The following is a 23,324-nucleotide window of genomic DNA, read 5'->3' as shown; positions in this document are numbered from 1 at the left end:
CTTAATACATTTTCAGGTTCTCTTTTATTGCGCTTATGCTCTTGCTGCTGCAACTGCTGCAACGAACTCCTGAGCCTTTGCGGTAACAGCTGCGTAATCGCCGGTCTTAGCGCCCTTTGTCAAGCTGCTGCCTGTGCCAACTGCGTATGCGCCTGCCTTGAGCCACTTGTCAACGTTGTCAACGTCAACGCCGCCGGATGGCATGAACTCACCCTGTGGAAGGGGTCCCTTGAAGGAGCTGATAGCTGCCGGTCCAACAATGTTGCCTGGGAAGATCTTGATGATATCTGCGCCGGCTTCCATAGCGGTAATAGCCTCGGTTGGGGTCATAACGCCTGGGAGCATTGGTACTCTGTAGCGGTTGCAGAGCTTGATGGTCTCTACGTTCAGGCCTGGGCTTACGATGTAGTTAGCGCCAGCCAGGATGCATGCTCTTGCTGTCTCCGGATCCAGAACAGTACCTGCGCCGATTACGATCTTGTCGTTATCTTTGTACTTCTCAGCCATCATCTTGATGAAGCCTACCGGATCACCCTCGTCCATGGTCATGGTCAGCTCGATCAGGTTGATGCCGCCAGCGATAATAGCGTCTACAACCTTCTCACCCTGCTCATAGTTCTTTGCACGAACGACTGCTACCAGGCAGTCTTCGTTCAGTCTTGCTAAAACTTTTTCTTTCTTCATTTTTCTTCTCCTTCTCTCACCTATTCGCATATACGAATCAACTTCATATTTGCGATTTATATTTAAATTTTAATCGTTACCACGTGATTTGTCAACAGGTAAAGCTCTAAAAACACAAGAATTTCTGTACTTATTTTAGAACTTTCCCAAATAACCCAGCAAACGTGACAGCTCCACCGCTTTCGTATGGGCCAGACATCCCAGAGCATCGTAATCCTCTGTAGGCTTGTACAGACTTGAAACGCTGATGGCCCCCATCACACTGCCGTCCTGGCCGAACACAGGCGCTCCTACGCACTCCATGTGCTCCTCCAGCTCCCTGGCATCCAGGGCATAACCCTTTTCCTTCACAAGCTCCAGTTCCCTGCGGAAGGCCTCCTTCGTTGTAATCGTCCTGTCTGTGTGCTGCTTGAACGCCATCCTGTTTATGACATCCTCCCGGTCCTCCTCCTCGGTGTAGGCCATAATAGCCTTTCCCAGGGAGGTGCAGTAAATGGGGTTCTTTGTTCCCACAGTGGCTGTGGTGATGATCGGGTTCTCCGGCTCAAATTTGCAGATATACACAATGGCATCATCAGAGCGGACACCAAAGAATACGGTCTTTCCCACTTCCCTCGAAAAAGCCTTCAGCACCGGTTCAATGGTGCCGATAAAATCCAGATTGTTGGTGTAATTGATCCCGATCCGGTAGGCTGTGAGACCGATCGTATACCGCTGCTTCTGCTCTCTTGCCACATGTATCATGCCGGTATGCACCAGAGTAGTCACAATATCGTAAGCGCTGGTCTTTGGCATATCCAGCCTCTCACATATTTCATCCAGCGTAATGCCGTCAGGCTTTTTGGATATCAGCTTTAGAATCTCCACTGTGCGGAGCGCTGTTCTGTTTAACTTCATGGATACCTCCTGCATTGAAATGACCATTGTAAAATGCCTAAGACCGGCTCATCTGATTCGTATATACACCAAAAATCCGTATATGCGATTCCCTGTCAATAGTATACACCGAATCCCGCCATTGCGCAACGGAAAATGCAGGAGGAAACTGATTTTATGTAACTATTCAGCCATGCGGCAATTTGTGCTAAAATATGCGTTGCAAGCTGGCTTGCATAAGCATATTTCTGTGCAAATTGACATGTGGCGGACAGCCAAAGCTTCTTGTTTTCATGCTTTTTGAAAACAAGAAGATGGCATGGCTGAATAGTTACGATTTTATCGGGTCTACAGTGTTACTCCCTGCTTGAAAATAGCCATATCATGGAAGCCGGCTTCCTCAGACTTTACCTTGCGTCCTGAGGCAACCTCAAGCACATAGTTCAGAAGCTCTTCTGCCAGTTCTTCCTTTGTCTTGTCTTCCACCATGCGGCCTGCATTGAAATCGATCCAGTTGTCCTTATGGCCTGCCAGCTTTGAGTTGCTGGAGATCTTCACTGTTGGTACCGGGCAGGCAAATGGTGTTCCTCTTCCTGTGGTAAACAGCACAATGTGGGCTCCGGATACAGCCAGGGCTGTGGCAGCTACCAGGTCATTGCCGGGAGCGCTTAAGAGATTTAAGCCCTTTACCTTAACAGGCTCCGCATACCCCAGAACGCCCTTTACCAGAGAGCTTCCTGACTTCTGAGTACAGCCCAGGGACTTGTCCTCCAGGGTACTGATACCGCCCTTCTTGTTGCCTGGAGACGGGTTCTCATAAATCGTCTGGTTATGGCTGGTAAAATAATTCTTGAAGTTGTTGATCAGGTCTACCGTCTTATCAAAAAGCTCCGGTGTGGCGCAGCGGTTCATAAGAAGAGTCTCGGCACCGAACATCTCCGGAACCTCTGTCAGGATGGTAGTACCGCCCTTGCTCACCAACAGGTCGGAAAATGCTCCCACTACCGGGTTTGCCGTGATACCGGAAAGTCCGTCAGAGCCCCCGCACTTCATGCCGATGATGAGCTCGCTTGCATCGATCTTCTCCCTGGAGAATGCATTTGCATAAGCAGCCAGCTCCTCTAAGAGGCCCATGGCTGTCTCCATCTCATCCTCCACATCCTGACACTGAAGGAATTTTACCCTCTGCTCATCGTACTCTCCGATGTAATCCATGAGCACCGGGATATTGCTGTTCTCGCAGCCCAGTCCCAGAACCAGGACACCGCCTGCATTTGGATGATGGATCATGTCGGCCAGGACTTTTCTTGTGTTCTCCTGGTCATCGCCCATCTGGGAACATCCATAAGGATGGGTGAATGAGATCACATCTTCTACATTGCCTACAGCCAGCTTCTTTGCCTGGGTCTCCAGAGCCTTTGCGATCGAGTTAACGCAGCCTACGGTAGGGATGATCCAGATCTCATTGCGAATGCCTACCTTTCCATCGGCCCTGCGGTATCCGTCAAAATACACATGTTCTGTTGGCTGTACATCTGCTCCTACAGGTTTATAATCATAGGTAAGAACATCTCCCAGAGCGGTCTTTACATTGTGGACATGGATCCAATGGCCTACCTGGATATCCTCCTTTGCATTACCGATACGGAAGCCGTACTTAATGACCTCTCCGCCTGCGGCAATGGGCTTGATCGCAAATTTGTGGCCCTGGGGAATATCCTCCTCAATTGTCACAGCCACTCCCGCTACATCAAGCGTCTCACCCTTTGCGATGGGACGGAGTGCAACGGCAACGTTATCGTTCTGATTGATCTTGACAATGTCCTGCATGATTTTTTCTTTCTCCTATCCTTATTATTTGTTGTTGAGTTAAAAATGTAAGTGCTTACAATTATTCTACCTATTTTCCGGTAATAAGTCAATAAAAAAATAGAAAACTATTGCAATATTTATCAGGAATATGTATAATATACTTAGCTTGTAAGCGCTTACAGAATGTGAGGTCGATTTTATGAATATCTATGATGTCTCCGAACATGCGGGGGTGTCCATCGCCACAGTCTCCAGAGTCCTTAACGGCAATCCCAATGTCAGCGAGAAGACGCGGGAGAAGGTCCTTAAGGTCATGGACGAGCTTGGATACACGCCGAATGTTTTTGCCAGAGGGCTGGGGCTAGACACCATGCAGACCATCGGTATCATGTGCTCCGACTCCTCAGACCCTTATCTTGCAGAAGCAATCTACTACCTGGAACGAAGCTTAAGAAGCCATGATTATGATGCCATCCTGTGCTGCACAGGCTATGATCTGGATGCGAAGCAGAAGTATTTTGAGCTGCTCCGGTCCAAACGTGTGGATGCCATCATCCTTGCAGGCTCTAAATTTGTAGAGATGCGTGCAAAGGATAATGCCTATATCATCGATGCTGCCGCGGAGCTTCCTATTATGCTTGTAAACGGATACCTGGAGGGAGAGAATATTTACAGCACTGTCTGCGACGACCGTGCCGCCATGTACCAGGCAGCCTCCCAGCTCATCGAATCCGGGCATAAGCGTATCCTTTATCTATACAGCAGCTATTCCTACAGTGGCCTTAACAAAATGGATGGCTACAAGGATGCCCTTCACTCCCACGGCCTTTCGGTGTCAGATAACATGATATGCCAATGCACGAAGGATATGGAGGCCTCCAGGGACCTGCTCCTTTCCCTGCACCGGCAGGGGCTTATCTTTGATGCAGTGCTTACCTCAGACGATTCCCTGGCCGTAGGCGCTGTCAAATATGCCAATGCAGAGGGCATTTCCATTCCCGATGAGCTCTCCATCATTGGCTACAATAATTCCCTTCTGGCCCGCTGCACGGACCCGGAGATCACATCCATTGACAGCAAGGTAGAGGCGCTCTGCACCACTACTGTCAACACACTCATGGGGGTTTTCAGCGGCGTAAATGTGCCCAGCCGGACCACGATCGCCTCTGATCTCATAAAAAGGAAAACCACAAATTTTTAACATTTTAAGGAGGTTTCAAACAATGAAACAGTTTTTGGACAAGGATTTCTTATTATCCACTGAGATGGCTCAGACTCTGTATCACGACTATGCAGAGACCATGCCGATCCTCGACTACCACTGCCACATCAATCCACAGGAGATTTATGAGGACCGTAAGTTCGAGAATATCACCCAGGTTTGGCTGGGCGGCGACCATTACAAGTGGCGTCAGATGCGTTCCAACGGTGTTGACGAGAAGTACGTAACAGGCGACGGCACTGACAGAGAGAAATTCCAGGCCTGGGCAGAGACCATGCCAAAGCTCATCGGCAACCCATTATACCACTGGAGCCATCTGGAGCTGAGAAGGTACTTTGGCTATGAGGGCTATTTAAACGGCGACACCGCTGAGGAAGTTTGGAACCTGTGTAATGCAAAGCTGCAGGAGGATTCCATGACCGTCCGCAACATCATCAAGCAGTCCAACGTTACCCTGATCTGCACCACCGATGATCCTGTTGACTCCCTGGAGTGGCACAAGAAGATCGCAGAGGATGACACTTTTGACGTACAGGTACTTCCGGCATGGAGACCTGACAAGGCTATGAACGTAGAGAAGCCAACCTTTGCCGCCTACATCGCACAGCTGTCTAAGGCCAGCGGCATCGAGGTTGTTGACCTGGCATCCTTAAAGGACGCTTTAAAGAACCGTATGGCATTCTTCGCATCCATGGGCTGCAGCGTTTCCGACCATGCTCTTGAGTATGTAATGTACGCTCCTGCTTCTGATGAAGAGGTTAACGCTATCCTTAAGAAGGGCTTAAAGGGCGAGGCAATCTCCCGCGAGGAGGAGTTAAAGTACAAGACAGCCTTCATGCTGTTCGTTGCAAAGGAGTACAATAAGATGGGCTGGGTAATGCAGCTCCACTATGGCTGTAAGCGCGACAACAACGCTTACATGTTCGAGAAGCTTGGCCCGGATACCGGCTTTGACTGCATCAATAACTACGCTCCAAGCGCACAGATGGCTGATTTCCTGAACGCTTTAAGCGCTACCAACGAGATCCCGAAGACCATCATCTACTCCCTGAATCCTTATGACAATGCTTCCATCGGAACCATCCTCGGCTGTTTCCAGGAGAAGTTCCCAGGAAAGATCCAGCAGGGTTCTGCATGGTGGTTCAATGATCACAAGGTTGGCATGACCGATCAGATGACCTCCCTGGCAAACTTAGGCTGCCTTGGCAACTTCATCGGTATGCTCACAGACTCCAGAAGCTTCCTGTCCTACACCAGACATGAGTACTTCCGCAGGATCATGTGCGAGCTGTTAGGCGGATGGGTAGACAACGGCGAGTATCCTGCTGATATGAAGTCCTTAGAGAGCATTGTAAGAGGCATCTGCTACAACAATGCAGTGAATTACTTTGGATTTAAGCTGGATGTTGTGAAATAAGTGAAATGAATATATGGAAAAAGGGTGCTGTCTTCTGCGGACAGGGCCCTTTTTTGCGGGATTGCATTGCAAAACATATACATTTTCTTTCTCTCCTCATTGATGTACAATATTCCTGAAATTTTACTGACTGATTCGCCAAAGTACGGCCTGGCCGCAGATTAATTAAGAATAGAAATAGAATAGGCTCCGATCATGGAATGTATATGAGCAGGACGATAAGCCGGGTTATGTCGTTGGATGGCCATCTATCTAGGACTGCCGTCGCCGGCAGCCTCAAGCAACCTACCCGGAGGCTGACGGGCCGCCATATGCCTCCTGTTTGGTCTTGCTTCGAGTGGGGTTTACATGTGCCCCGCCTGTTACCAGACGGGCGGTAGTCTCTTACACTGCCCTTCCACCCTTACCGTGTGCGGCAAGCCGCAGACGGCGGTACATTTCTGTTGCACTGTCCCTGGAGTCACCTCCGCCAGACGTTATCTGGCACTCTGCCCTGTGAAGCCCGGACTTTCCTCTCCTGCGGCCTCTCGGTATCGCAGCAGCGGCCATCTGTCCTACTCACAACTTATTTAGTCTAACATAAAATGGAATGAATGTCCAGCCCCGGTTTTCTCGAATTTCCCCATTAAGCTTCCGCCTCCCGGGCTATTCGGGAACATCTGAAATCACTTTTGCCGGATAACGCTTTTGCCTGGAACCAGGGCATCTGGACACTCCTGCTTCCCTTACACATTCAGGCAGCTCCCCCCGATAAACTCCCGAAGGATGGAATTTTTCGGTATATCCTCACTGCTGACCCCAATAAAGTAATCCAGGAATTTGAGCAGCCGCTTGGCCTCCATATACTCCTCTGAATCCTTCGGAATGCCGAACAGAAGGGGCTCTGCATACTGCTTCAGCACTGCCAGCTCATAGATGAGGGCGGAGTTGAACATGGCGTCGGCCTCCTCCTGGTAGGGGAAGATATTGTCCTCCTCTCCCCGCCGCACAGAGGGCCACATGCGGATGGTCTCCTGGGCGGAGGAGCCTCTTGTGCGTGCATCGCGTATCATACGCCTGAGAAGCCTGCCATCCGTGGTGGGGATGCGGTTGTGCTCGTCAATATTCAGCTGGGTCAATGCGCTGATATAGATCCTGAACTTACTCTCTTTGGGAAGAGCATAGGAAAGCCTGTCATTCAGGCAGTGAATCCCCTCGATCACAAGGATATCCTCCGGCCCCAGCTTCAGATAATTCCCTTTATACTCCCTGATCCCCTTTTTGAAATTGTAATAGGGAAGCTCCACCTGCTCTCCTGCCAGAAGAGCCTTCATATCCGTGTTGAACTGTTCCACATCGATGCATTCCAGGGCCTCGTAGTTGTAATTTCCATCCTCATCCCTGGGGCTGTCCACGCGGTTTACAAAGTAATTGTCCACAGCTATGGGATGTGGCTTTAAGCCCAATGCCTCCAGCTGTACGGACAGTCTGTGGGAAAAGGTAGTCTTACCTGAGGAAGAGGGACCTGCGATCATCACAAATTTTGCGTCTCTCCTGGCCGCAATGCTGGCTGCGATCTCCGCGATCTTTTTCTCCTGGAGAGCTTCCTGTATCAGTATCAGATGGGACATCCCTCCATGGGAAATGCAGTCGTTTAAGCCGCCTACATTTTCCAGATCCATTCTCCGTCCCCATTCCGAGGACTCTGACAAGGTTGCAAACAGCTTTTCCTGGGGCAAAAACTCCGCCACCTGGCCCGGATTCGCCCTGGCAGGCAGCAGGAGCACAAAGCCGTAGTGGTAGAGTACCAGGCGGAACCAGCGCAGATAGCCTGTATTCTGGACCATATAGCCGTAATTGTAATCCTCAAAGCCGTCTATGCTGTAAATGTTGACTCTGGATACCCTGCGGTAGCGGAACAGCCGCTCCTTATCGTACATTTTATGGCGGTGGAACAGCTCCACGGCATCGTCCGTGGAGATATTCCGCTTCATGATAGGGATCTTCCTGTCCACATACTCCCGCATCCGCTCCTCCACCTTGTCAAGCAGGTCCTGATCCAGGATGAAATCGCCCTTTGGCTCCACAAAAAAGCCTTTCCCCACAGAGAAATCCACGGTGACCTTCTCCACCTTCTCTGCTCCCACCACACTGTAAAATGCCTTCAGCATGAGAAGGGTGGCGCTCCTCTGGTAAGCGGACATTCCCGGCTTGTCTCTCAAGGTGACGAATTTCAGCTCGCACTCCTTCACATGCTTGTGAAGCTCCTGAAGCTTTCCATTGACGCGCACCAGAAGGATATCTTCCTTGTACAGGTGCTGGTAATCCTGGGCAACCTGAAGCCAGGTAGTCCCCTCCGGATATTCACGGGTCTCTGCTCCGATCGTTACATGAACCATATTTCTCGTCTCCTCTCCTTTTGTCTGCTGTTACGATCCACGGACCGGCACACTAGAACAGCACAGCCGGCCAGGCCGGGGAGGCCTCCACTGTCTCCACCTCACCGGGAAGCTGCTCCTTCAGGAAGCTGCCCATATAGGAAATAAAGATATGCTCCAGCCCATAATGCCCTGCATCGATCACCGCCATTCTCCTGGCGGCGGAGTCAATCCCTGTGTGATGGCTGATATCGCCTGTTATCAAAACCTGGGAACCCTTTCTGAGAGCCTCCTCCACAACGCTTCCTCCTGCCCCCGGACAGATAGAAACCTTTGTCACCCGGCGCTCCAGCAGCTCCTGTTCGTACACCAGTACAAAGGGCAGTCCAAAGGCTGCCTTCACTGCCTCTGCTAACTCCTTTACTGTCATGGAGTGCTCTAGGTCTCCTGTCTTTCCCACGCCGTAAGCCACTTTATCTCCATTTATTTCCATCTCTCCCATATCATCCAAGGGGATCGCGTTTAAAAGCCCCAGCCTCTTTGCCGCCAGATCAGCCATACAGCCGGGCGCAGCGTCAAAATTCGTATGCATGGCGTAATAAGAAATGTCTGCCTGTATCAGCTTCACCAGCCGTCTTGTGATAAAATTCTGGTCGTTGACCTTCTTGATGGCCTTAAAGATCAGCGGGTGATGGGTCAGGAGCATATCTGCCCCGCAGTTTATGGCTGCTTCCACCACCTCATCTGTGGCATCCAGGGCAATGTATATCTTTTTCACCTCTTTATCGCTCCTGCCTGCCAGAAGGCCGGGATTGTCCCAGTCGCAGGCGCAGTCCTCCGGCGCCAGTCCCTTTAACCGTTCTATGATATCACTGCATTTCATGTTGTGCCTCCTTTACCCATGAAAGCTCCTCTGTCAGAGCTTTTATGGCTTTTTCCTGGGATCCTGTTGCCTGTCCCTGCTTTCCCTCAAAAGAAACCAGGATATTGTCAAGCCGCTTCTTTTCGCGCTCCAGATATTCGCCCAGCACCGCATCCCTCTTCTCTATGAGGATCTTCCCATACAGGTACTGGGCCTGGTTTGCATACTCCATATTCCCGCGGCTGACCCTCATGACTGTGTAAAACTTGCCGTCTTCTTTTATCATGGCTTCGTCTGCAATAGAAAAACCGTTCTGCGCCAGAAATATCCTTACTTTGTCAAGCGCCGACTGGGGAGATAAGATCCAGCTTTCCACGCTGTCCCACATGTGGCATCCCTCCTCCAGGATACGGATCATGAGCTCCCCTCCCATTCCGGCGATGATAACCGTATCTGCCTCTCCGGGACTAAGCTTTTTAAGGCCGTCACTGAGCCTGGTCTCGATATGAACGGGTGAACACGGCTCCTCACCGCTGCCCCGGCCTCGGCAGGCCCTATAATACTCCTCCACATGCTCCTTTGCCCGCCCAAGAGGCCCTTCCCTCACATCCATGGCCAGGGCTGACCGTATCCGTCCTGTCTCTGCCAGGTAAATGGGAACAAATCCGTGGTCTGTGCCGATATCCGCGATCCTGGCATTCTCCGGCACAAAAGAGGCTACCAGCTTAAGGCGCTTTGAAAGCCTGACTGCTGCTCTTTCCTTTGTACTTCTATTCATATCACTCATCCAAATAATCCTTTAACTTTTTACTCCTGCTGGGATGGCGCAGCTTGCGCAGGGCCTTTGCCTCGATCTGGCGGATCCGCTCCCTGGTGACATGGAACTGGCGTCCCACCTCCTCCAGGGTCCTGGGGCGTCCGTCGTCAATGCCAAAACGCAGGCGCAGCACCCTCTGCTCCCTCTCTGTCAGCGTTTCTAATACCTCCATGAGCTGTTCATGGAGAAGGGTAAATGCAGCCGCCTCCTGAGGGACTGCCACATTGTCATCCTGGATAAAATCGCCCAGATGGCTGTCCTCCTCCTCCCCAATGGGCGTCTCCAGGGAAACCGGCTCCTGGGACATCTTGAGGATCTCCGCCACCCGGTCCTCCGGCATTTCCACCCGCTTTGCGATCTCCTCTATGGTGGGCTCACGGCCCAGCTCCTGGAGAAGCTGGCGGGAAGCGCGCACCAGACGGTTGATATTCTCCACCATATGAACGGGGATACGGATGGTCCTGGCCTGGTCTGCAATGGCCCTGGTAATTGCCTGGCGTATCCACCAGGTAGCATAGGTGCTGAACTTATAGCCCTTCTTATAATCGAACTTCTCCACCGCCTTGATAAGGCCCAGATTTCCCTCCTGGATCAGGTCAAGGAACTGCATTCCCCTGCCGACATAGCGCTTCGCAATGCTCACCACCAGGCGGAGGTTGGCCTCTGCCAGGCGCTTTTTGGCTGTTTGATCTCCCAGCTCCATCTCCTTTGCCAGGTCGATCTCCTCCTCTGCTCCGAGGAGAGGTATTTTCCCGATTTCCTTCAGATACATGCGTACAGGATCCTCCAGGCTCACTCCCTCCGGGACAGACAGGTCCAAAAGATCGGCGTCCAGCTCCTCCTCCGGAAACAGATCCGGATCCAGCTCCTCCTCAGAGCCCACGCGAAGAACATCCACCTTATTCTGCTCAAGGCAGTCGAACAGCTGGTCCATCTCTTCAGCAGCCGGCTGCTCCTGTCCAAAGAAATCAATGATCTCCTGGTACTCCAGCACATTTTTCTTTTTCCGCGCCACTGCCAGAAGCCTTGCCAGCTTCTCCTCAAATCCTATGGTCCCTTCCATCTTTGTCCGTCCTTCCTGTGAAATGCGGCCTCCCTGTTCCCAGTGCCGTCTGAAATCCCCTAATCCAGGGAAATGGAAAGCTTCTTTAAAGCTGCCTGCTGTTTTATGATCTCCTGCAGCTGGGCGATATCCTTGGCATTGCGGCTGGCTGCATCCAGGCTGTTTTTCTTTACCTTCATAACGGTCTCAGAAAATGCCTTTTTCTGTTCTTCATTGCTTAAGGACTCCTTTAAGCTGGCATTGAACAGAGCTGCCACCTCTTTATATTGATCCTCGTCATTGATAAAACGGCTTAAGATCCCGGCGGGATTCACATTTCCGGCCTCGTGGCCTTCAAATACCATCTTTGCCACCTGATGGTACAGATCCTCCACAAAATCGTCTGCCGTTATAATGCCTTTTACTTTATCGAATAATTCAGGTTTCTCGATCAGCCAGGTGAGAAGGAGCCTCTGGGAACGGCGGATGCCGTCCTCCCGGTCCGGCTTTCCCCTTTTTGCCTGCTTTCTGGAGGGTTCCCGGGAATCCCGGAAGTCTTCTTCCTCTCTTTCCGGCAGCGTCTCCTCTCTCCGGGCTTCCGCATTTTTATAGGCGGCATTCCCGGAGCGGGTTGGATAATAAGACTCTCCTGCCCGAAGGCCCATGGACATGCCCATCCGGTTCACCAGCTGGCGCAGCTCGTCCGCGGGGATCATGTGCTCCGTGGACACGGCCTGAAGATAATTCTCCCGCTCCAGCGCTTCCCCAAACTGCAGAAGCTTTCTGGCTGTCTCCTGATAAAATTTCGTCTTCTGCTCCGGGTCATCCATCCGGTAATCCCGCTTCAGCACATCGATCTCAAACAGGAAGCTGTTCTTTGCCTCCTCAATGCGCTGTCTGAATGCCTCCGGGCCCATATTTTTGATAAACTCATCCGGGTCCTTGTAGGGCTTCATGTTCAGCACCTTGATGGACATACCCACCTCCCGCAGGATAGGGATGGCCCGCAGGGCTGCCTTGACTCCCGCCCCATCGCTGTCATAGGTCAGGATCACCTGGTCCGCATACCGTTTTAATATCCCGGCATGCTGGCTGGTAAATGCCGTTCCCAGAGAGGCCACCGCATTGGTAAAGCCTGCCTGGTGCAGGGATATCACATCCAGATAGCCCTCACAGACCAGCATATACCGCTCCCTGGACAGCCTGGCGTAATTCAGCCCATACAGGCTGCGGCTCTTGTCAAACAGCTTTGTCTCCGGAGAATTCAGATATTTCGGCTCTCCCTCCCCCATCACCCGGCCGCCGAAGGCGATCACCCGGTTGTTGGTGTCCAGGATCGGGAACATGACCCTGTTCCAGAACTTGTCCCTGCCTCCCCGCTCCTCAATGGTCACAAGGCCTGTTTCCTTTAGGAAACGGTCGTCATAGCCCTTTGCCTTCAGATACCGGTACAGGTCATCGCTTGTCTTGTTGGAGTAGCCCAGGCCGAAGCGCACAATGGTCTCATCGGAAAGCTGACGCTTATCGTGGAGATATTCATAGCCCAGCCTGCCCTGGGGCTGTTTTAGCTGGTAATAAAAATAGTTGGCAGCCAGCTTGTTGACCTCTAAAAGCCGGGCGCGCAGCTCTGCCTGCTCCCTGGCCTCCCTGCTGTACTCCATCTTCGGAAGAGTCACCCCGGCTCTGTCAGCCAGGGACTGCAGTGCCTCCTGAAAGGTATAATTCTCGTATTCCATCACAAAGGTGAGAACATTTCCCCCTGCACCGCAGCCAAAACAGTAATACATCTGCTTGCCCGGCGATACGGAGAAGGACGGTGATTTCTCGTTGTGGAAGGGACAAAGGCCAAAATAGTTGCCTCCCTTTTTCTGCAGCTTCACATATCCGGAAATCACATCTACGATGTCATTCTTCATCCTCACTTCTTCAATGACTTCATCGGGATAGTACATGTGAAATAATCTCCCTTCTGTATCAGTACCGCAAATCAACGGTTTATGCGGGGTATCTTCTTGCCCTGCCAAGCCGGACAAGAAGTATGGATTTCCCCGCCGTCTGTGCTGTTACTCAATAAACGTTCCAGCGCTTTGGAACAAATAAGGTCTCAAACTGGTCTATGGCATAGATATCACTCATGCCGGCAATATAGTCGCATACCACTCTGGACTTCTTCTCCCCGCCGTTTACCATGAGGAGCACATACTCCACAGGAAGCTTGTCTACGTGCTTCATATAGTACTCATAAAGCTGTGCGATCATCTGCTGAGCCTTACTCTCCTCTGCTTTGGGGATATCATTCTTGTAAACATTGGCAAACATCCACCGGCGGAGGCCCTGCATGGCCTCCTCCATGCCCTCTGTCATGGAGATCTCCGGCTTGTCCATGCTGTTCAGGATAATGTCGTGTATCATGTTGTTGAGCCGCTCCCTGACACTGTGCCCCAGCACATCCGTGTACTCACGGGGAAGCTCCTCCTCCTGAAACATCCTGGCGCGGATGGCATCGTCAATGTCGTGGTTGATATAGGCGATCTTGTCGGAAAGGCGGACAATGCCGCCCTCCAGGGTGGATGGATGGCCTGAGGTCCTGTGGTTCCTGATACCGTCCCGCACCTCCCAGGTGAGGTTCAGACCCCTTCCGTCCTTTTCCAGCACCTCCACCACGCGGACGCTCTGTTCATAGTGGGCAAAGCCGTCCTCACAGAGCTGGTTCAGTATGTATTCCCCGGAATGTCCAAAGGGCGTATGGCCCAGATCATGTCCCAGGGCAATGGCTTCTGTCAGGCTCTCATTGAGACGGAGGGATTTGGCAATGGTCCTGGCGATCTGGGACACCTCCAGGGTATGGGTAAGCCTGGTCCTGTAGTGGTCCCCCTCAGGGGCAAGGAACACCTGGGTCTTGTGCTTCAAACGGCGGAAGGCCTTGCAGTGAAGGATACGGTCCCTGTCCCTCTGGTATTCCGGCCTGATATCGCAGAGTTCCTCCTCCCTGTCGCGCCCCCGCGTTCTGCCGGAAAGAGACGCATAGGGACTTAATGTCTGCTCCTCCAGTGCCTCCAACGTTTCCCTGATGTTCATTCTCCCACTCCCTATCTCTATTATTATATTTGCATCATGTCCATTTTACTACAAAAAATCACATAAAACTGTGTCAAGGCTCATTTGATTAAACTATCCTAATGTAGATTATAGCATAAAATAATACGCGTTGTAAAAAATTTATCGCCCGGTTTCCAAATTTTCACTTTTATGAATACCTGCATATGCGGACATACGAACAGTGCGGGCTCCCCCTATTGCGAAGGAACCCGCACTGTAAAATACTCCCCTATGTAATTACTTCATTTAACCTAACTGCTCCAATACCCACTCCACATCGTCTGTGGTCTTTAAGGTCTCCAGCCTTGCCGGATCCTCCAGTAAGGTGTAGAGCTTGCTTAAGAGCTCCAGATGCTCGTCGCCGATACCGGCAATGCCGAATACCAGCTGTGCCTTTTCCATTCCGAAGTCAACGCCTTCCGGATACTGGAAGAATACAATACCTGTTTTCTTTACTGTGCCCTTTGCCTGAGTGGTGCCGTGCGGAATTGCCACGCCCATGCCGATGTAGGTGGAAACCAGCTTCTCGCGGTCCTGCATGGCTGTGACATAGGTGCCGTCCACGTATCCAAGCTTTTCCAGCAGCTCCCCTGCTGCCTGGATGGCCTCCTCCTTGCTCACAGGCTTCTGGCCCAGTTTGATGCCCTCTGCGATGATGACCTGCTTCTTGACCGGTACATCCGGGATAATGATGTCCGTATTCTCGCCAGCCGGAGCTGCCGGGGCATCGCCTGTTGTCAGCTGCACATACAGGGCATCCAAGGCAGGATCAGCCAGGAAATTGCCGATGGTGATCAGCTGTGCCTGAGGTGCGGACTTCCTTGCGCGGTCAGCCAGCGTTGTCTGTACCACAGCGATGTCGCAGTCAGACGGAATATTGTCCACAGAGGTATTGATCACTGTAATGTCAGGCCTGTTGCCCTTGATACGGTTGCGGAACTTCGTTGCGCCCATTGCGGAGGAGCCCATACCTGCATCGCATGCAAACACGATCTTCTTGATCTCTTCCGTCTTTTCAATGGTGCCAGGCACTACTGTCTGGCCCTTTGCCTCTGCCTTCATGGCAGATACCTCGCTCTGGGCCTCCTCCAGGCTCTTGCCTCCCGCCATTCTCACAATAGGGCATGCAATGGCAAAGGAAATGCCTGCGGAGATCAGAACACCTGCAATGACCTTGAGCATATCCGGGCCGGGCGTCATCATCATATAGGCAATGATAGAGCCGGGAGATGCCGGGCCTACCAGGCCGCAGCCGGTCATGTTGAACCAGAAAATACCCACTACGCTTCCCACAATTGGAGCGATGATCACCAGCGGATTCATCAGGATATATGGGAAATAGATCTCATGGATTCCGCCCAGCAGGTGGATGATCACAGCGCCGGGTGCAGAGTCCTTTGTTGCCTTATCCTTGCAGAAGAACATATAGGCCAGCAGGACGCCAAGGCCCGGACCTGGGTTCGGCTCCAGCATATACATGATGGACTTGCCGGTCTCAGCAGCCTGAGCTGTGGCAATGGGGGTGAAAATACCATGGTTGATGGCATTGTTCAGGAACAGCACCTTTGCAGGCTCGATGAAAATGGCAACCAGAGGAAGCAGGCTGTTCTGTACCAGCACATTGACACCTGCGGACAGGATGGAGAGGATGCCGCTCATCACAGGGCCGATCACCACATAGCCCAGCATCGCCAGGATCATGCCGATGATGCCTGCGGAAAAGTTGTTGATCAGCATCTCAAAGCCAGCCGGCATATGACCGTCCATGGCATCATCAAATTTCTTAATGCAGAAGCCGGCTAACGGTCCCATAACCATAGCTGCCATCAGCATGGTGATCTCTGTGTTGCTCATAATGGCGCCGATCACAGCGATAGCGCCAACCACACGGCCGCGGTCGCCGCCGATCATGCGGCCTCCGGTGGAAGCGATCAGGATAGGGATCAGATAGGTCAGCATTGGGCCGACCATGCTGTTGAAGCCCTTATTGGGTATCCATCCAGTATCAATAAACAGTGCAGCAAGGAAACCAAAGGCGATCAGCGCGCCAATATTTGGCATAACCATTGCTGATAAAAATTTACCAAAACGTTGAACGTTGTTTTTCATAAGAAAGAACCCCTCTTTTATTGAATCTATCAATGGGGAAACTGATCACGCACCGCGGCCAGCAACGCTGACTGGTCCGCTGCGGGCGGAAAGCAGCTGCTTACAGGACTGTCACGCCATATTTTCTGCACTCTGCCAGGAATTCCTCCGGCAGCTTCCCATCGGAAACTACGATATCAATATCTGCAAGTCCGCAGACGCCAAAGCTGCATTTCACCCCGATCTTGGAGGAATCCATCAAAGCAATGACCTGCTCTGACTGCCGGATGGCTGTCTGCTTTAAAATCACCTCTTCATTGATACCGCCCGTAAAGCCTGCCGAATAGTGAAAGCCCGTGATCCCCAGAAATACCTGATGAAAATTGATCCGCTCCAGCTCTTTGATGGCAGAAAAGCCAAAAATACTCTGGCTGTAGCGGTTCAGCCTGCCGCCGGGAAGCATCACGATGGGCTTCGACAGATTCGCAAGCTCTGTTGCACAGCTTAGGCCGGTGGTATAGATCAGGTTCGACTGGTCCGGGAACTGGCGTGCAAACATGGTGGTGGTGCTTCCTGAATCCAGGAAAATAGTGGTATCCGGGTGCAGAAGCGTCAGTGCCTTTTCTGCAATCTTCTGTTTTTCAGGGATATTCCGGACAGACTTCCGGTTCAGAAAATCATCTGTGCCAATGATGACCTGCACGGATCTTGCCCCTCCGTGGATGCGCAGGATACGCTTTGCCTCGTCTAAAAGCTTCAGATCTGTGCGCAGTGTCATCTCAGATACATTTGGAAATGCATCCTTCAGCTGAGAAAAACTGACTGTTCCTTTTTCGTTGATCAGTTCAACTATCGCATTTCTGCGAGTTTCCATTGAATCCATAAGGACCTCCCGTCTGTGCCGGGACAAACGGAAGGTCCCGGCAACATTTATTCGTTGATAAAGTTGGCAAGTAAGTACTCTTCTGCCTCCGGGCACCATAAGCCCTTGTGAGCATCCACAATATCAGCCAGAGCGATCAGACGCTCATCCTTCTCTGCCTCGCCCTTTGCGCGAAGGTCAGTAAGGGCGGTCAGAGGCATGGTCAGATGAGTGTAAATGAGCTTCTTGCCCCCTGGGATCTTAGGCAGGTTCAGAGTGGTCTCCGCTACGCTGTCCAGACCGCCGATGTGAGTTACCATAACAGCCGGATCAATGCGCTTTGCAGCAGTCAGCTCCAGGGACTCGATCATGTCATCGGTATTGCCACCTGTGGTTCCCATTACATGAGTAGAATTGTAGTGCACATCATAGAAGTTCATAGTTGCGCTGAACTTGTTGTCTGTAGGGCCTGCAAAGAAATTCAGGCAGCCGTCACGGCCCAGGATATCGCTGGACTGCTTCACAACAGCGGCAACAGGAGCATAGCACAGCACATCATCGTAGCCTGTTCCGCCGGAGATTCTCATAAGCTCTGCTACCGGGTCCTCGAAGCTTCCGGTATTTACAAAGTGCAGCTCAATGCCTTCCTTCTCAGCAACCTCTGCCGGAGGGAACAGGTGAGCAGCCCGGTCCAGGCGCTCCTGGTTTAAATCTGTCACAACTACCATGGATGGACGGACATCGCGGTGAAGAGCATAGGTCAGAGCGCCCAGTCCCATAGGACCTGCACCAGCCATGATCGCCAGCTTTCCGCCTTCCTTGATGCCCATCTGGTGGGTATACACGCCCATCTGAGTGTGGTAAGCAGCATTAAATGCACCGATGCTGCAGGACATTGGCTCAGCCAGGGATGCCTCATAGTAAGCACGGCCCTTGTACTCCAGCAGGCAGCCTAACTCCATCACCTCAGCAGGAATAACGCAGTAGGTGGTATCTCCGCCAAAGAACTCGTAGGAATAGCCTGGGCTCCACATGGTCCCCTTGTAGTTTAAAGCCGGCTGCAGGGTGAACTTCATACCAGGCTTAAAGGTATCCTGGTGGTTCTTACCTACCTTCACAATGTCGCCTGCAAACTCATGGCCCATGATAGCCGGATGCTCAGCCACATCATCGTGAACACGCTTGTGGGCAGTGCCCAGGATCGCACATTTGTAGGTGGACATACAAATACTGTCAGATACCACCTTTACCAGGATCTCGTCATCTGTGATCTCCGGAAGTTCAAACTCCTCAAGTCTTAAATCGTTTGCCGCATGCAGTCTAACGCCTCTTGCTTTCATAATAAAACTCCTTTCTCCATCTTAATTGAATATATGTAGCTTTGCAACAATGAATTTTCTTTTAGAACAACAAATCATTTTCTGGCTGCGGATGCACTCTGTATTACAGCCTGCCAAATACCACCTTCGGGATCAATCCCTCGATCACGCTGTACTCTGCTGCCTGTGTCCCGCTGCACATCACATTAGCTGCGCCGGTGGCTGTGGAAAGGCGGACAGCCTCCTCAAGGCTCATGCCGGACTCCTCTGCAACGGCAAGAGAAGCCACCACGCTGTCTCCGGCACCTACGGTACTCCCCACCGGAACCTTCAGGCCCTCTGCATAAACTGTCTCGTTCTCTGTCACATACAGGGCTCCATCGCCTCCCATGGAGACAACGATCTTCGCGATCCCGTACTTCTCCATCAGGCTGCGGGCTGCCCGCTCCAGCTCCTTTGGTGTTTCCAGCGTCTGTCCCATAAGGCCGGAAAGCTCATGATTATTAGGCTTGATCAGATAGGGAGAGGCCTCAATGCCTGCGGCCAGCAGTGCTCCGTCCGCATCCAGGATCACCTTTGCCCCTGCTGCCTTACAGGCCTTCACCCAGGTGCAATAGGTATCCTTTGGCGCTCCCTTTGGCAGGCTTCCTGAGAGGACCACGATATCACCGGCAGCCAGCTTTGCCAGCAGCTCCCCTAAAAGCTCATTCAGGATCTCCTCGGATACGGTGACGCCAGGCTCATTGATGTCGGTATTGGTATGGTTCACCGGATCGATCACCTTTAAGTTCGTACGGGTCTCGCCCTCCACAAACTGAAAGCAGGTCTCAAGTCCCATGGCCTCCAGGGCAGATTGGATCGCACGTCCCGTATCTCCTCCGAGAATACCTGTGGCAATGCTCCTGCCTCCCAGCTTGTCGATCACCTTAGAGACATTGATGCCCTTTCCACCCGGATCTGTCCGCATGGTGGTGATCCGGTTGACACTGTCGATCGTCAGAGAAGGGATCTCAACTGTCTTATCCAGGGCTGGATTCAAGGTTACAGTGTAAATCATGGTAATCCTCCTTTTTATTTTCGTTTTAACATCTCTTTTTGTTTCGTTTCAACAACTCTATATACATAATAACACATTTTCAGCAGATGTCAACTGTTATTTTAATGATTTTGCATTATTTTTCTTTTGATTCAAAAGTTTATCGAATCTTCTTCCATAGCGGGCAAAAAAATACCGCAGGCGGTCGTCCGGTGATCGCCTGCGGCATTTTAAAACATAGATGGATATTACCGACATTCCATCATGTGCGGATTATTGTTACGAAGTTGCTCGTCTACAGCATTTTTTAATTCTTCAAGTCTTCGAAAAAACATTGTTTTCCATTCTATCTTATCTTCAAAAAGATTTCCATCTATATCTTTAATCTGATGTAGCCCAATATTTCTGACTGCCTCAATAGCCGCCTCTCGCTGCGTCCTTTTCTCAGGATAAACCGTTTGACAGTTTGCTCCATCTATAGTGTCATAACTTCCAAAGCTCTGGTTAAAATCCATGATCGGATATAGCGAAATATATTCATTGGTCTGATTATCAACCAATAATCCCCAGTTTTCCGGATGCCGATCTATGTTACCAACCAGATAATCAAGTATATTCATTCCATAGTACGTCTCTTTATCTATCCTTAAACACTCATCCAATACATTCAGGTCATGATTTTGCGCATATATTTCAAATGCCATCTTGGAAACAATAGAATACTTCTGGGAAGTGATAATCTTACTCTCAGTTACTTTTTGCCCATCATAAAAGCCTTCTTTATATTTCACCTGTTTAAAGTCAAAGCATTGGCATAATCTACTTGCTAAGAGTTCCTTTTGAACAGCATCATCACCGCCATCTTTTAATAAAATAAAATCTTTTTCCCTTCTAATCCAGGCTTTTGGAAAGCAGCCTTTTGTAGATAAATCCTGTGCCAGTTCCTGATTCGTAACTGTCATCGGCTTTCCACGCAAAGAAAGCTCTACCACCGCCTCATTTAATGAATTATCATATAAATTTATCTTTTCGTAGGAAATTTCTTCATCACTCTTTTTTACCCAATAAATATCCGTCAGGGATACACAGTGATATGATAATGATATTTTAGCACGATCCCGATCTGTCATTGCCTGTGCCATTCCGATGCTGTTTAAAATTTCTTTTGCATATTTTCTATCCAGAGACAACACCCGCGAGGCACACCAATGATAAAAATTATTTATATTATTGATCAGCGTATCAAAATCGCTCTCATCCTCCAAATAAAGGTCATATGGAATAAACCTTCCATTCAGGACAGTGGCCTCTCCCTGAGTATTAATCTCTGCCACTTTTTTTTCACCATGCATGATATCATAACACGTAATATTATTTTTTTGTTTTTTTCTCGGAGTATTATCATTCAGTTCAATTATTTCCTGCCGCAACAAGCCATTTTCCACATTATCACCATTCCCATCATTCACTATACAAAGTATATTCTACTTTACGTGCCCTTGTTTTATTTTCCTCGCTTCCCTCCAAATATGCCCAGAACATAAAATATAATTTTTTTCCATCAATTATTGCAATTTCCAAAGGAGCCGTCAGCCCTGTACCCAGTGTTGCAAAATTGATGCATGTTATCTTAAGGTGGTTTTCTGAAAGATTTGTTTCGATTCTCCGCTTCTGAGAAATATCTTCGTCAAAATTAATAGTTAAAACCAATTCAAAAGAATTTTCTGCGTCAATATTAAATGTAAGATCACCCTTCTCATCAAATAAAAACACAGTTCCGTGACTAATAATTTCCCGTTTCTGAGAGCTTAATTTTACTTGCATTCTTTTCACCTCTCAACCAATGTTGTTTTTATTGTACCATGTTATTATTTTACAAACAAGGCATTTTCCCTTTTTTCACACTGGTAAGCTGCCACGAACACACAGCGCCCCATACCCCACTTGCGGATTCGGATACTCCGTAAATCCCGGCAATTGCCTTGCTCCGCGTCTCAGATACGCCTTCACCTTCTCCCCATAGAGAAAGGCATCATTTCCATCTACGATCCCCCACTGCATCAGGAGGGCTGCGCTGCCGGTGACAAAGGGCGTTGCAAAGGAGGTGCCTGTCACGGCCTCGTATCCGCCTCCGCTCCTGGCTGTGACGATGTCCACTCCGGGAGCTGCCAGGTCCGGTTTGACCTGTCTTATCTGGCGGGTAAAGCCGCGGCCGGAGAAATCGGCATAGGAGCCGTAGGAATCGTCATATGCCCCTACGGAAATGACCTTTGCTGCTGTGGACGGGATGGTAAGGGTGGTCTCCGGAGAAGGGGAAAGGAAACGGGTGGCAGGGTTTAATATGCCCCTGGAGGGCAGCCACATGTCGTATTCCCCTGTCACCAGCCTCCTGGGGGTAAGGCGGAAGACCCATATCCCGCTGTCAAGATAGTCCCTGCGGGGTATGAAGTCAAAATACACCTCCTGAAAGGGGCTGTAAGGGCTGGGCTTTCCGTAATAGATGAGGAGCCTGGTTTCTCCGGTATCTATGGTCTGCGGGCCCAGGCTCTCATCTAAGGGGCCTATGGCAACACCTGAGGGTGTGACAAGGCTGATAGAAAACTGGTCTGCATAGGATTTCCAGAGCTGTACTCCCATACCTGTCTCGAAGGGCGCAATGGACAGCTCCGCCTCTGCGTCCCTGCCCAGCTTAAGCTTTCCCGATGTGTGGCCTGCCCCGGCTCCCTCATTTCCCGTTCCCACTGCCAATACGCTGCGTCCGTAATTGGATATGTCGTCCATAAATGTCTCCAGCAGGCTGGTTCCGTCGTGGGAGCCATAGGTGTTTCCAAAGCTCATATTTACCGCCACAGGCCGTCCCAGCTCCTGGGCGCGGCGCAGAACAAAATCCAGGGCCTCCATCAGCTGGGTCGTCCTGGGAAAGCTGTCTGTCAGGGGCGTTCCCAGCTTTACAATGAGGAGCTCGCTTTCAAATGCCACTCCCCGGTACACGCCTCTGCTCTCACGTCCATTCCCGGCGGCAATGGCGGCCACTGCCGTTCCATGGCCGCTGGTATCTGTAGACGGGACGGAGGCCAGGCCCAGGGAACGGTCCAAAGCTCCCTGAGACAATGCCTGGTTGATCTCCTCCCTGGTATAGACTGTGTCCCTGTTTTGATCCCAGAGGTAGAGAATACGGGTGGTTCCATCCTCATTGCGGAAATCGGGATGGAAGTAGTCGATGCCGGAGTCGATGACAGCCACCAGTACGCCTCTTCCTGTGAGGCCGGAGCCGACACCCTCTATCAGCCCCAAGGAGCCCAAAGTACCTGCTCCTAAGGCAGCGCTGCCTGCGGCAGGCCCGGCTGCACTGTCCAGACCGGTCGTTTCGCCTGGCCCTGCTCCGCCGCCCACCCCGGCCACATTGTCCAGACCGATTGTTCCGCCCGGCCCCGACGGCTGCAGCCCGGAAAGACAAGAGGCTGTTCTTGCCATATTCACGGCAAAGAACAGCCTCTTTGGTTTTTCTATATATTGGATCTGGTTTAAGCTGCTGACAGCATCGATCCGGCTTTCCGGGACGCGGAGCACGGCATAGCCTCCTATGAGCTCCTTTACCCGGATTCCCATTTCCCGCAATGGATCCAGACTTCCAAAATACCGGACGATCAGTTCCCAGGTCTTCTCCTCCGGATCATAGCCCACCTCCAGGTTTTCAGAGCGCTCCCGCTCCTCTTTCGTTGCCCCCAGGGCCAGATTCAGCAGATTTTCGCGTTTTTGGTCTTCCATCTTTTCCTCCCGCTGGTTTCATGTACTCCCGGAATCTCTTTGAGCCCAGATTCTTACAAGTAC

The 23,324-nt window shown here is 51.0% G+C and carries 18 protein-coding genes and 1 other RNA gene; 2 read left to right on the top strand and 17 right to left on the bottom strand.

Features of this window, described 5'->3' with window-relative positions; all coding sequences use genetic code 11:
• Window positions 1–33: 33 nt before the first annotated feature.
• The 3 genes from LIZ87_RS16905 to LIZ87_RS16895 all read right to left on the bottom strand — a co-directional run bounded on the left by LIZ87_RS16905 (window position 34) and on the right by LIZ87_RS16895 (window position 3,390).
• Window positions 34–684, bottom strand: coding sequence for a bifunctional 2-keto-4-hydroxyglutarate aldolase/2-keto-3-deoxy-6-phosphogluconate aldolase (locus LIZ87_RS16905; RefSeq protein WP_178314986.1), 651 nt, complete (start codon window positions 682–684; stop codon window positions 34–36).
• 135 nt (window positions 685–819) lie between these two features.
• On the bottom strand, window positions 820–1,581 hold the full coding sequence (locus tag LIZ87_RS16900; RefSeq protein ID WP_178314988.1) for an IclR family transcriptional regulator: 762 nt from the start codon (window positions 1,579–1,581) through the stop codon (window positions 820–822).
• Window positions 1,582–1,908: 327 nt separating this feature from the next.
• A complete protein-coding gene (locus LIZ87_RS16895; RefSeq protein ID WP_227148554.1) occupies window positions 1,909–3,390 on the bottom strand; it encodes a UxaA family hydrolase in 1,482 nt (493 codons plus the stop codon).
• 181 nt (window positions 3,391–3,571) lie between these two features.
• Between LIZ87_RS16895 and LIZ87_RS16890 the strand changes: the two genes are divergently transcribed.
• Both LIZ87_RS16890 and uxaC read left to right on the top strand, forming a co-directional pair.
• On the top strand, window positions 3,572–4,573 hold the full coding sequence (locus LIZ87_RS16890; protein WP_227148553.1) for a LacI family DNA-binding transcriptional regulator: 1,002 nt from the start codon (window positions 3,572–3,574) through the stop codon (window positions 4,571–4,573).
• 22 nt (window positions 4,574–4,595) lie between these two features.
• Window positions 4,596–6,011 carry a glucuronate isomerase gene (uxaC, locus tag LIZ87_RS16885; protein WP_178317306.1) on the top strand — a complete coding sequence of 472 codons (1,416 nt, stop codon included), beginning with the start codon at window positions 4,596–4,598 and terminating at the stop codon, window positions 6,009–6,011.
• Window positions 6,012–6,214: 203 nt separating this feature from the next.
• Here uxaC and rnpB read toward each other — a convergent pair.
• From rnpB to LIZ87_RS16815, 14 genes are all read right to left on the bottom strand, one after another.
• Window positions 6,215–6,572, bottom strand: an RNA gene (gene rnpB, locus LIZ87_RS16880) — RNase P RNA component class A.
• Between the two features lie 164 nt (window positions 6,573–6,736).
• Window positions 6,737–8,389 carry a nucleoside kinase gene (locus LIZ87_RS16875; protein WP_178317307.1) on the bottom strand — a complete coding sequence of 551 codons (1,653 nt, stop codon included), beginning with the start codon at window positions 8,387–8,389 and terminating at the stop codon, window positions 6,737–6,739.
• A gap of 52 nt (window positions 8,390–8,441) precedes the next feature.
• Complete coding sequence (locus LIZ87_RS16870) at window positions 8,442–9,251, bottom strand: Nif3-like dinuclear metal center hexameric protein (RefSeq protein WP_227148552.1); 810 nt, start codon at window positions 9,249–9,251, stop codon at window positions 8,442–8,444.
• Entirely contained in the window at window positions 9,238–10,008 is a 771-nt protein-coding gene (locus LIZ87_RS16865) for a tRNA (adenine(22)-N(1))-methyltransferase (RefSeq protein ID WP_178315428.1), read from the bottom strand. The genes LIZ87_RS16870 and LIZ87_RS16865 overlap by 14 nt, the downstream gene beginning before the upstream one ends.
• Window position 10,009: 1 nt before the next feature.
• Window positions 10,010–11,110 (bottom strand): RNA polymerase sigma factor RpoD, encoded by a 1,101-nt coding sequence (gene rpoD / locus LIZ87_RS16860; RefSeq protein ID WP_227148551.1) that lies wholly within the window; start codon window positions 11,108–11,110, stop codon window positions 10,010–10,012.
• Between the two features lie 59 nt (window positions 11,111–11,169).
• On the bottom strand, window positions 11,170–13,041 hold the full coding sequence (gene dnaG / locus LIZ87_RS16855; RefSeq protein ID WP_227148550.1) for a DNA primase: 1,872 nt from the start codon (window positions 13,039–13,041) through the stop codon (window positions 11,170–11,172).
• 115 nt (window positions 13,042–13,156) lie between these two features.
• A complete protein-coding gene (locus LIZ87_RS16850) occupies window positions 13,157–14,167 on the bottom strand; it encodes a deoxyguanosinetriphosphate triphosphohydrolase (RefSeq protein WP_227148549.1) in 1,011 nt (336 codons plus the stop codon).
• 267 nt (window positions 14,168–14,434) lie between these two features.
• On the bottom strand, window positions 14,435–16,297 hold the full coding sequence (locus LIZ87_RS16845) for a PTS mannitol transporter subunit IICBA (RefSeq protein WP_227148548.1): 1,863 nt from the start codon (window positions 16,295–16,297) through the stop codon (window positions 14,435–14,437).
• Window positions 16,298–16,397: 100 nt separating this feature from the next.
• Window positions 16,398–17,159, bottom strand: coding sequence for a DeoR/GlpR family DNA-binding transcription regulator (locus LIZ87_RS16840; RefSeq protein WP_227148547.1), 762 nt, complete (start codon window positions 17,157–17,159; stop codon window positions 16,398–16,400).
• A gap of 47 nt (window positions 17,160–17,206) precedes the next feature.
• The gene (locus LIZ87_RS16835) at window positions 17,207–18,478 is read right to left on the bottom strand and encodes a zinc-binding dehydrogenase (RefSeq protein ID WP_178314737.1); all 1,272 of its coding nucleotides are present in this window, start codon (window positions 18,476–18,478) and stop codon (window positions 17,207–17,209) included.
• A gap of 103 nt (window positions 18,479–18,581) precedes the next feature.
• Complete coding sequence (pfkB, locus tag LIZ87_RS16830) at window positions 18,582–19,514, bottom strand: 1-phosphofructokinase (protein ID WP_227148546.1); 933 nt, start codon at window positions 19,512–19,514, stop codon at window positions 18,582–18,584.
• A 227-nt stretch (window positions 19,515–19,741) separates the two neighbouring features.
• Window positions 19,742–20,845 carry a hypothetical protein gene (locus LIZ87_RS16825; RefSeq protein ID WP_227148561.1) on the bottom strand — a complete coding sequence of 368 codons (1,104 nt, stop codon included), beginning with the start codon at window positions 20,843–20,845 and terminating at the stop codon, window positions 19,742–19,744.
• A gap of 109 nt (window positions 20,846–20,954) precedes the next feature.
• The gene (locus LIZ87_RS16820) at window positions 20,955–21,317 is read right to left on the bottom strand and encodes a DUF6864 domain-containing function (protein ID WP_227148545.1); all 363 of its coding nucleotides are present in this window, start codon (window positions 21,315–21,317) and stop codon (window positions 20,955–20,957) included.
• A gap of 75 nt (window positions 21,318–21,392) precedes the next feature.
• Window positions 21,393–23,261 carry a S8 family peptidase gene (locus LIZ87_RS16815; RefSeq protein ID WP_227148544.1) on the bottom strand — a complete coding sequence of 623 codons (1,869 nt, stop codon included), beginning with the start codon at window positions 23,259–23,261 and terminating at the stop codon, window positions 21,393–21,395.
• Window positions 23,262–23,324: the final 63 nt, after the last annotated feature.

This window comes from Lacrimispora sp. 210928-DFI.3.58 (assembly GCF_020554865.1).
Taxonomy (GTDB): Bacteria; Bacillota; Clostridia; order Lachnospirales; family Lachnospiraceae; genus Enterocloster.
The sequence above is the reverse complement of the archived record's forward strand: the minus strand, read 5'-3'. Positions and strand labels throughout refer to the sequence as shown.

Excerpts from the sequence above, each read along its gene's own strand:
- LIZ87_RS16905 (WP_178314986.1), bottom strand. The coding sequence starts at position 684 with ATGAAGAAAGAAAAAGTTTTAGCAAGACTGAACGAAGACTGCCTGGTA.
- LIZ87_RS16900 (WP_178314988.1), bottom strand. The coding sequence starts at position 1,581 with ATGAAGTTAAACAGAACAGCGCTCCGCACAGTGGAGATTCTAAAGCTG.
- LIZ87_RS16895 (WP_227148554.1), bottom strand. The coding sequence starts at position 3,390 with ATGCAGGACATTGTCAAGATCAATCAGAACGATAACGTTGCCGTTGCA.
- LIZ87_RS16890 (WP_227148553.1), top strand. The coding sequence starts at position 3,572 with ATGAATATCTATGATGTCTCCGAACATGCGGGGGTGTCCATCGCCACA.
- uxaC (WP_178317306.1), top strand. The coding sequence starts at position 4,596 with ATGAAACAGTTTTTGGACAAGGATTTCTTATTATCCACTGAGATGGCT.
- LIZ87_RS16875 (WP_178317307.1), bottom strand. The coding sequence starts at position 8,389 with ATGGTTCATGTAACGATCGGAGCAGAGACCCGTGAATATCCGGAGGGG.
- LIZ87_RS16870 (WP_227148552.1), bottom strand. The coding sequence starts at position 9,251 with ATGAAATGCAGTGATATCATAGAACGGTTAAAGGGACTGGCGCCGGAG.
- LIZ87_RS16865 (WP_178315428.1), bottom strand. The coding sequence starts at position 10,008 with ATGAATAGAAGTACAAAGGAAAGAGCAGCAGTCAGGCTTTCAAAGCGC.
- rpoD (WP_227148551.1), bottom strand. The coding sequence starts at position 11,110 with ATGGAAGGGACCATAGGATTTGAGGAGAAGCTGGCAAGGCTTCTGGCA.
- dnaG (WP_227148550.1), bottom strand. The coding sequence starts at position 13,041 with ATGTACTATCCCGATGAAGTCATTGAAGAAGTGAGGATGAAGAATGAC.
- LIZ87_RS16850 (WP_227148549.1), bottom strand. The coding sequence starts at position 14,167 with ATGAACATCAGGGAAACGTTGGAGGCACTGGAGGAGCAGACATTAAGT.
- LIZ87_RS16845 (WP_227148548.1), bottom strand. The coding sequence starts at position 16,297 with ATGAAAAACAACGTTCAACGTTTTGGTAAATTTTTATCAGCAATGGTT.
- LIZ87_RS16840 (WP_227148547.1), bottom strand. The coding sequence starts at position 17,159 with ATGGATTCAATGGAAACTCGCAGAAATGCGATAGTTGAACTGATCAAC.
- LIZ87_RS16835 (WP_178314737.1), bottom strand. The coding sequence starts at position 18,478 with ATGAAAGCAAGAGGCGTTAGACTGCATGCGGCAAACGATTTAAGACTT.
- pfkB (WP_227148546.1), bottom strand. The coding sequence starts at position 19,514 with ATGATTTACACTGTAACCTTGAATCCAGCCCTGGATAAGACAGTTGAG.
- LIZ87_RS16825 (WP_227148561.1), bottom strand. The coding sequence starts at position 20,845 with ATGCATGGTGAAAAAAAAGTGGCAGAGATTAATACTCAGGGAGAGGCC.
- LIZ87_RS16820 (WP_227148545.1), bottom strand. The coding sequence starts at position 21,317 with ATGCAAGTAAAATTAAGCTCTCAGAAACGGGAAATTATTAGTCACGGA.
- LIZ87_RS16815 (WP_227148544.1), bottom strand. The coding sequence starts at position 23,261 with ATGGAAGACCAAAAACGCGAAAATCTGCTGAATCTGGCCCTGGGGGCA.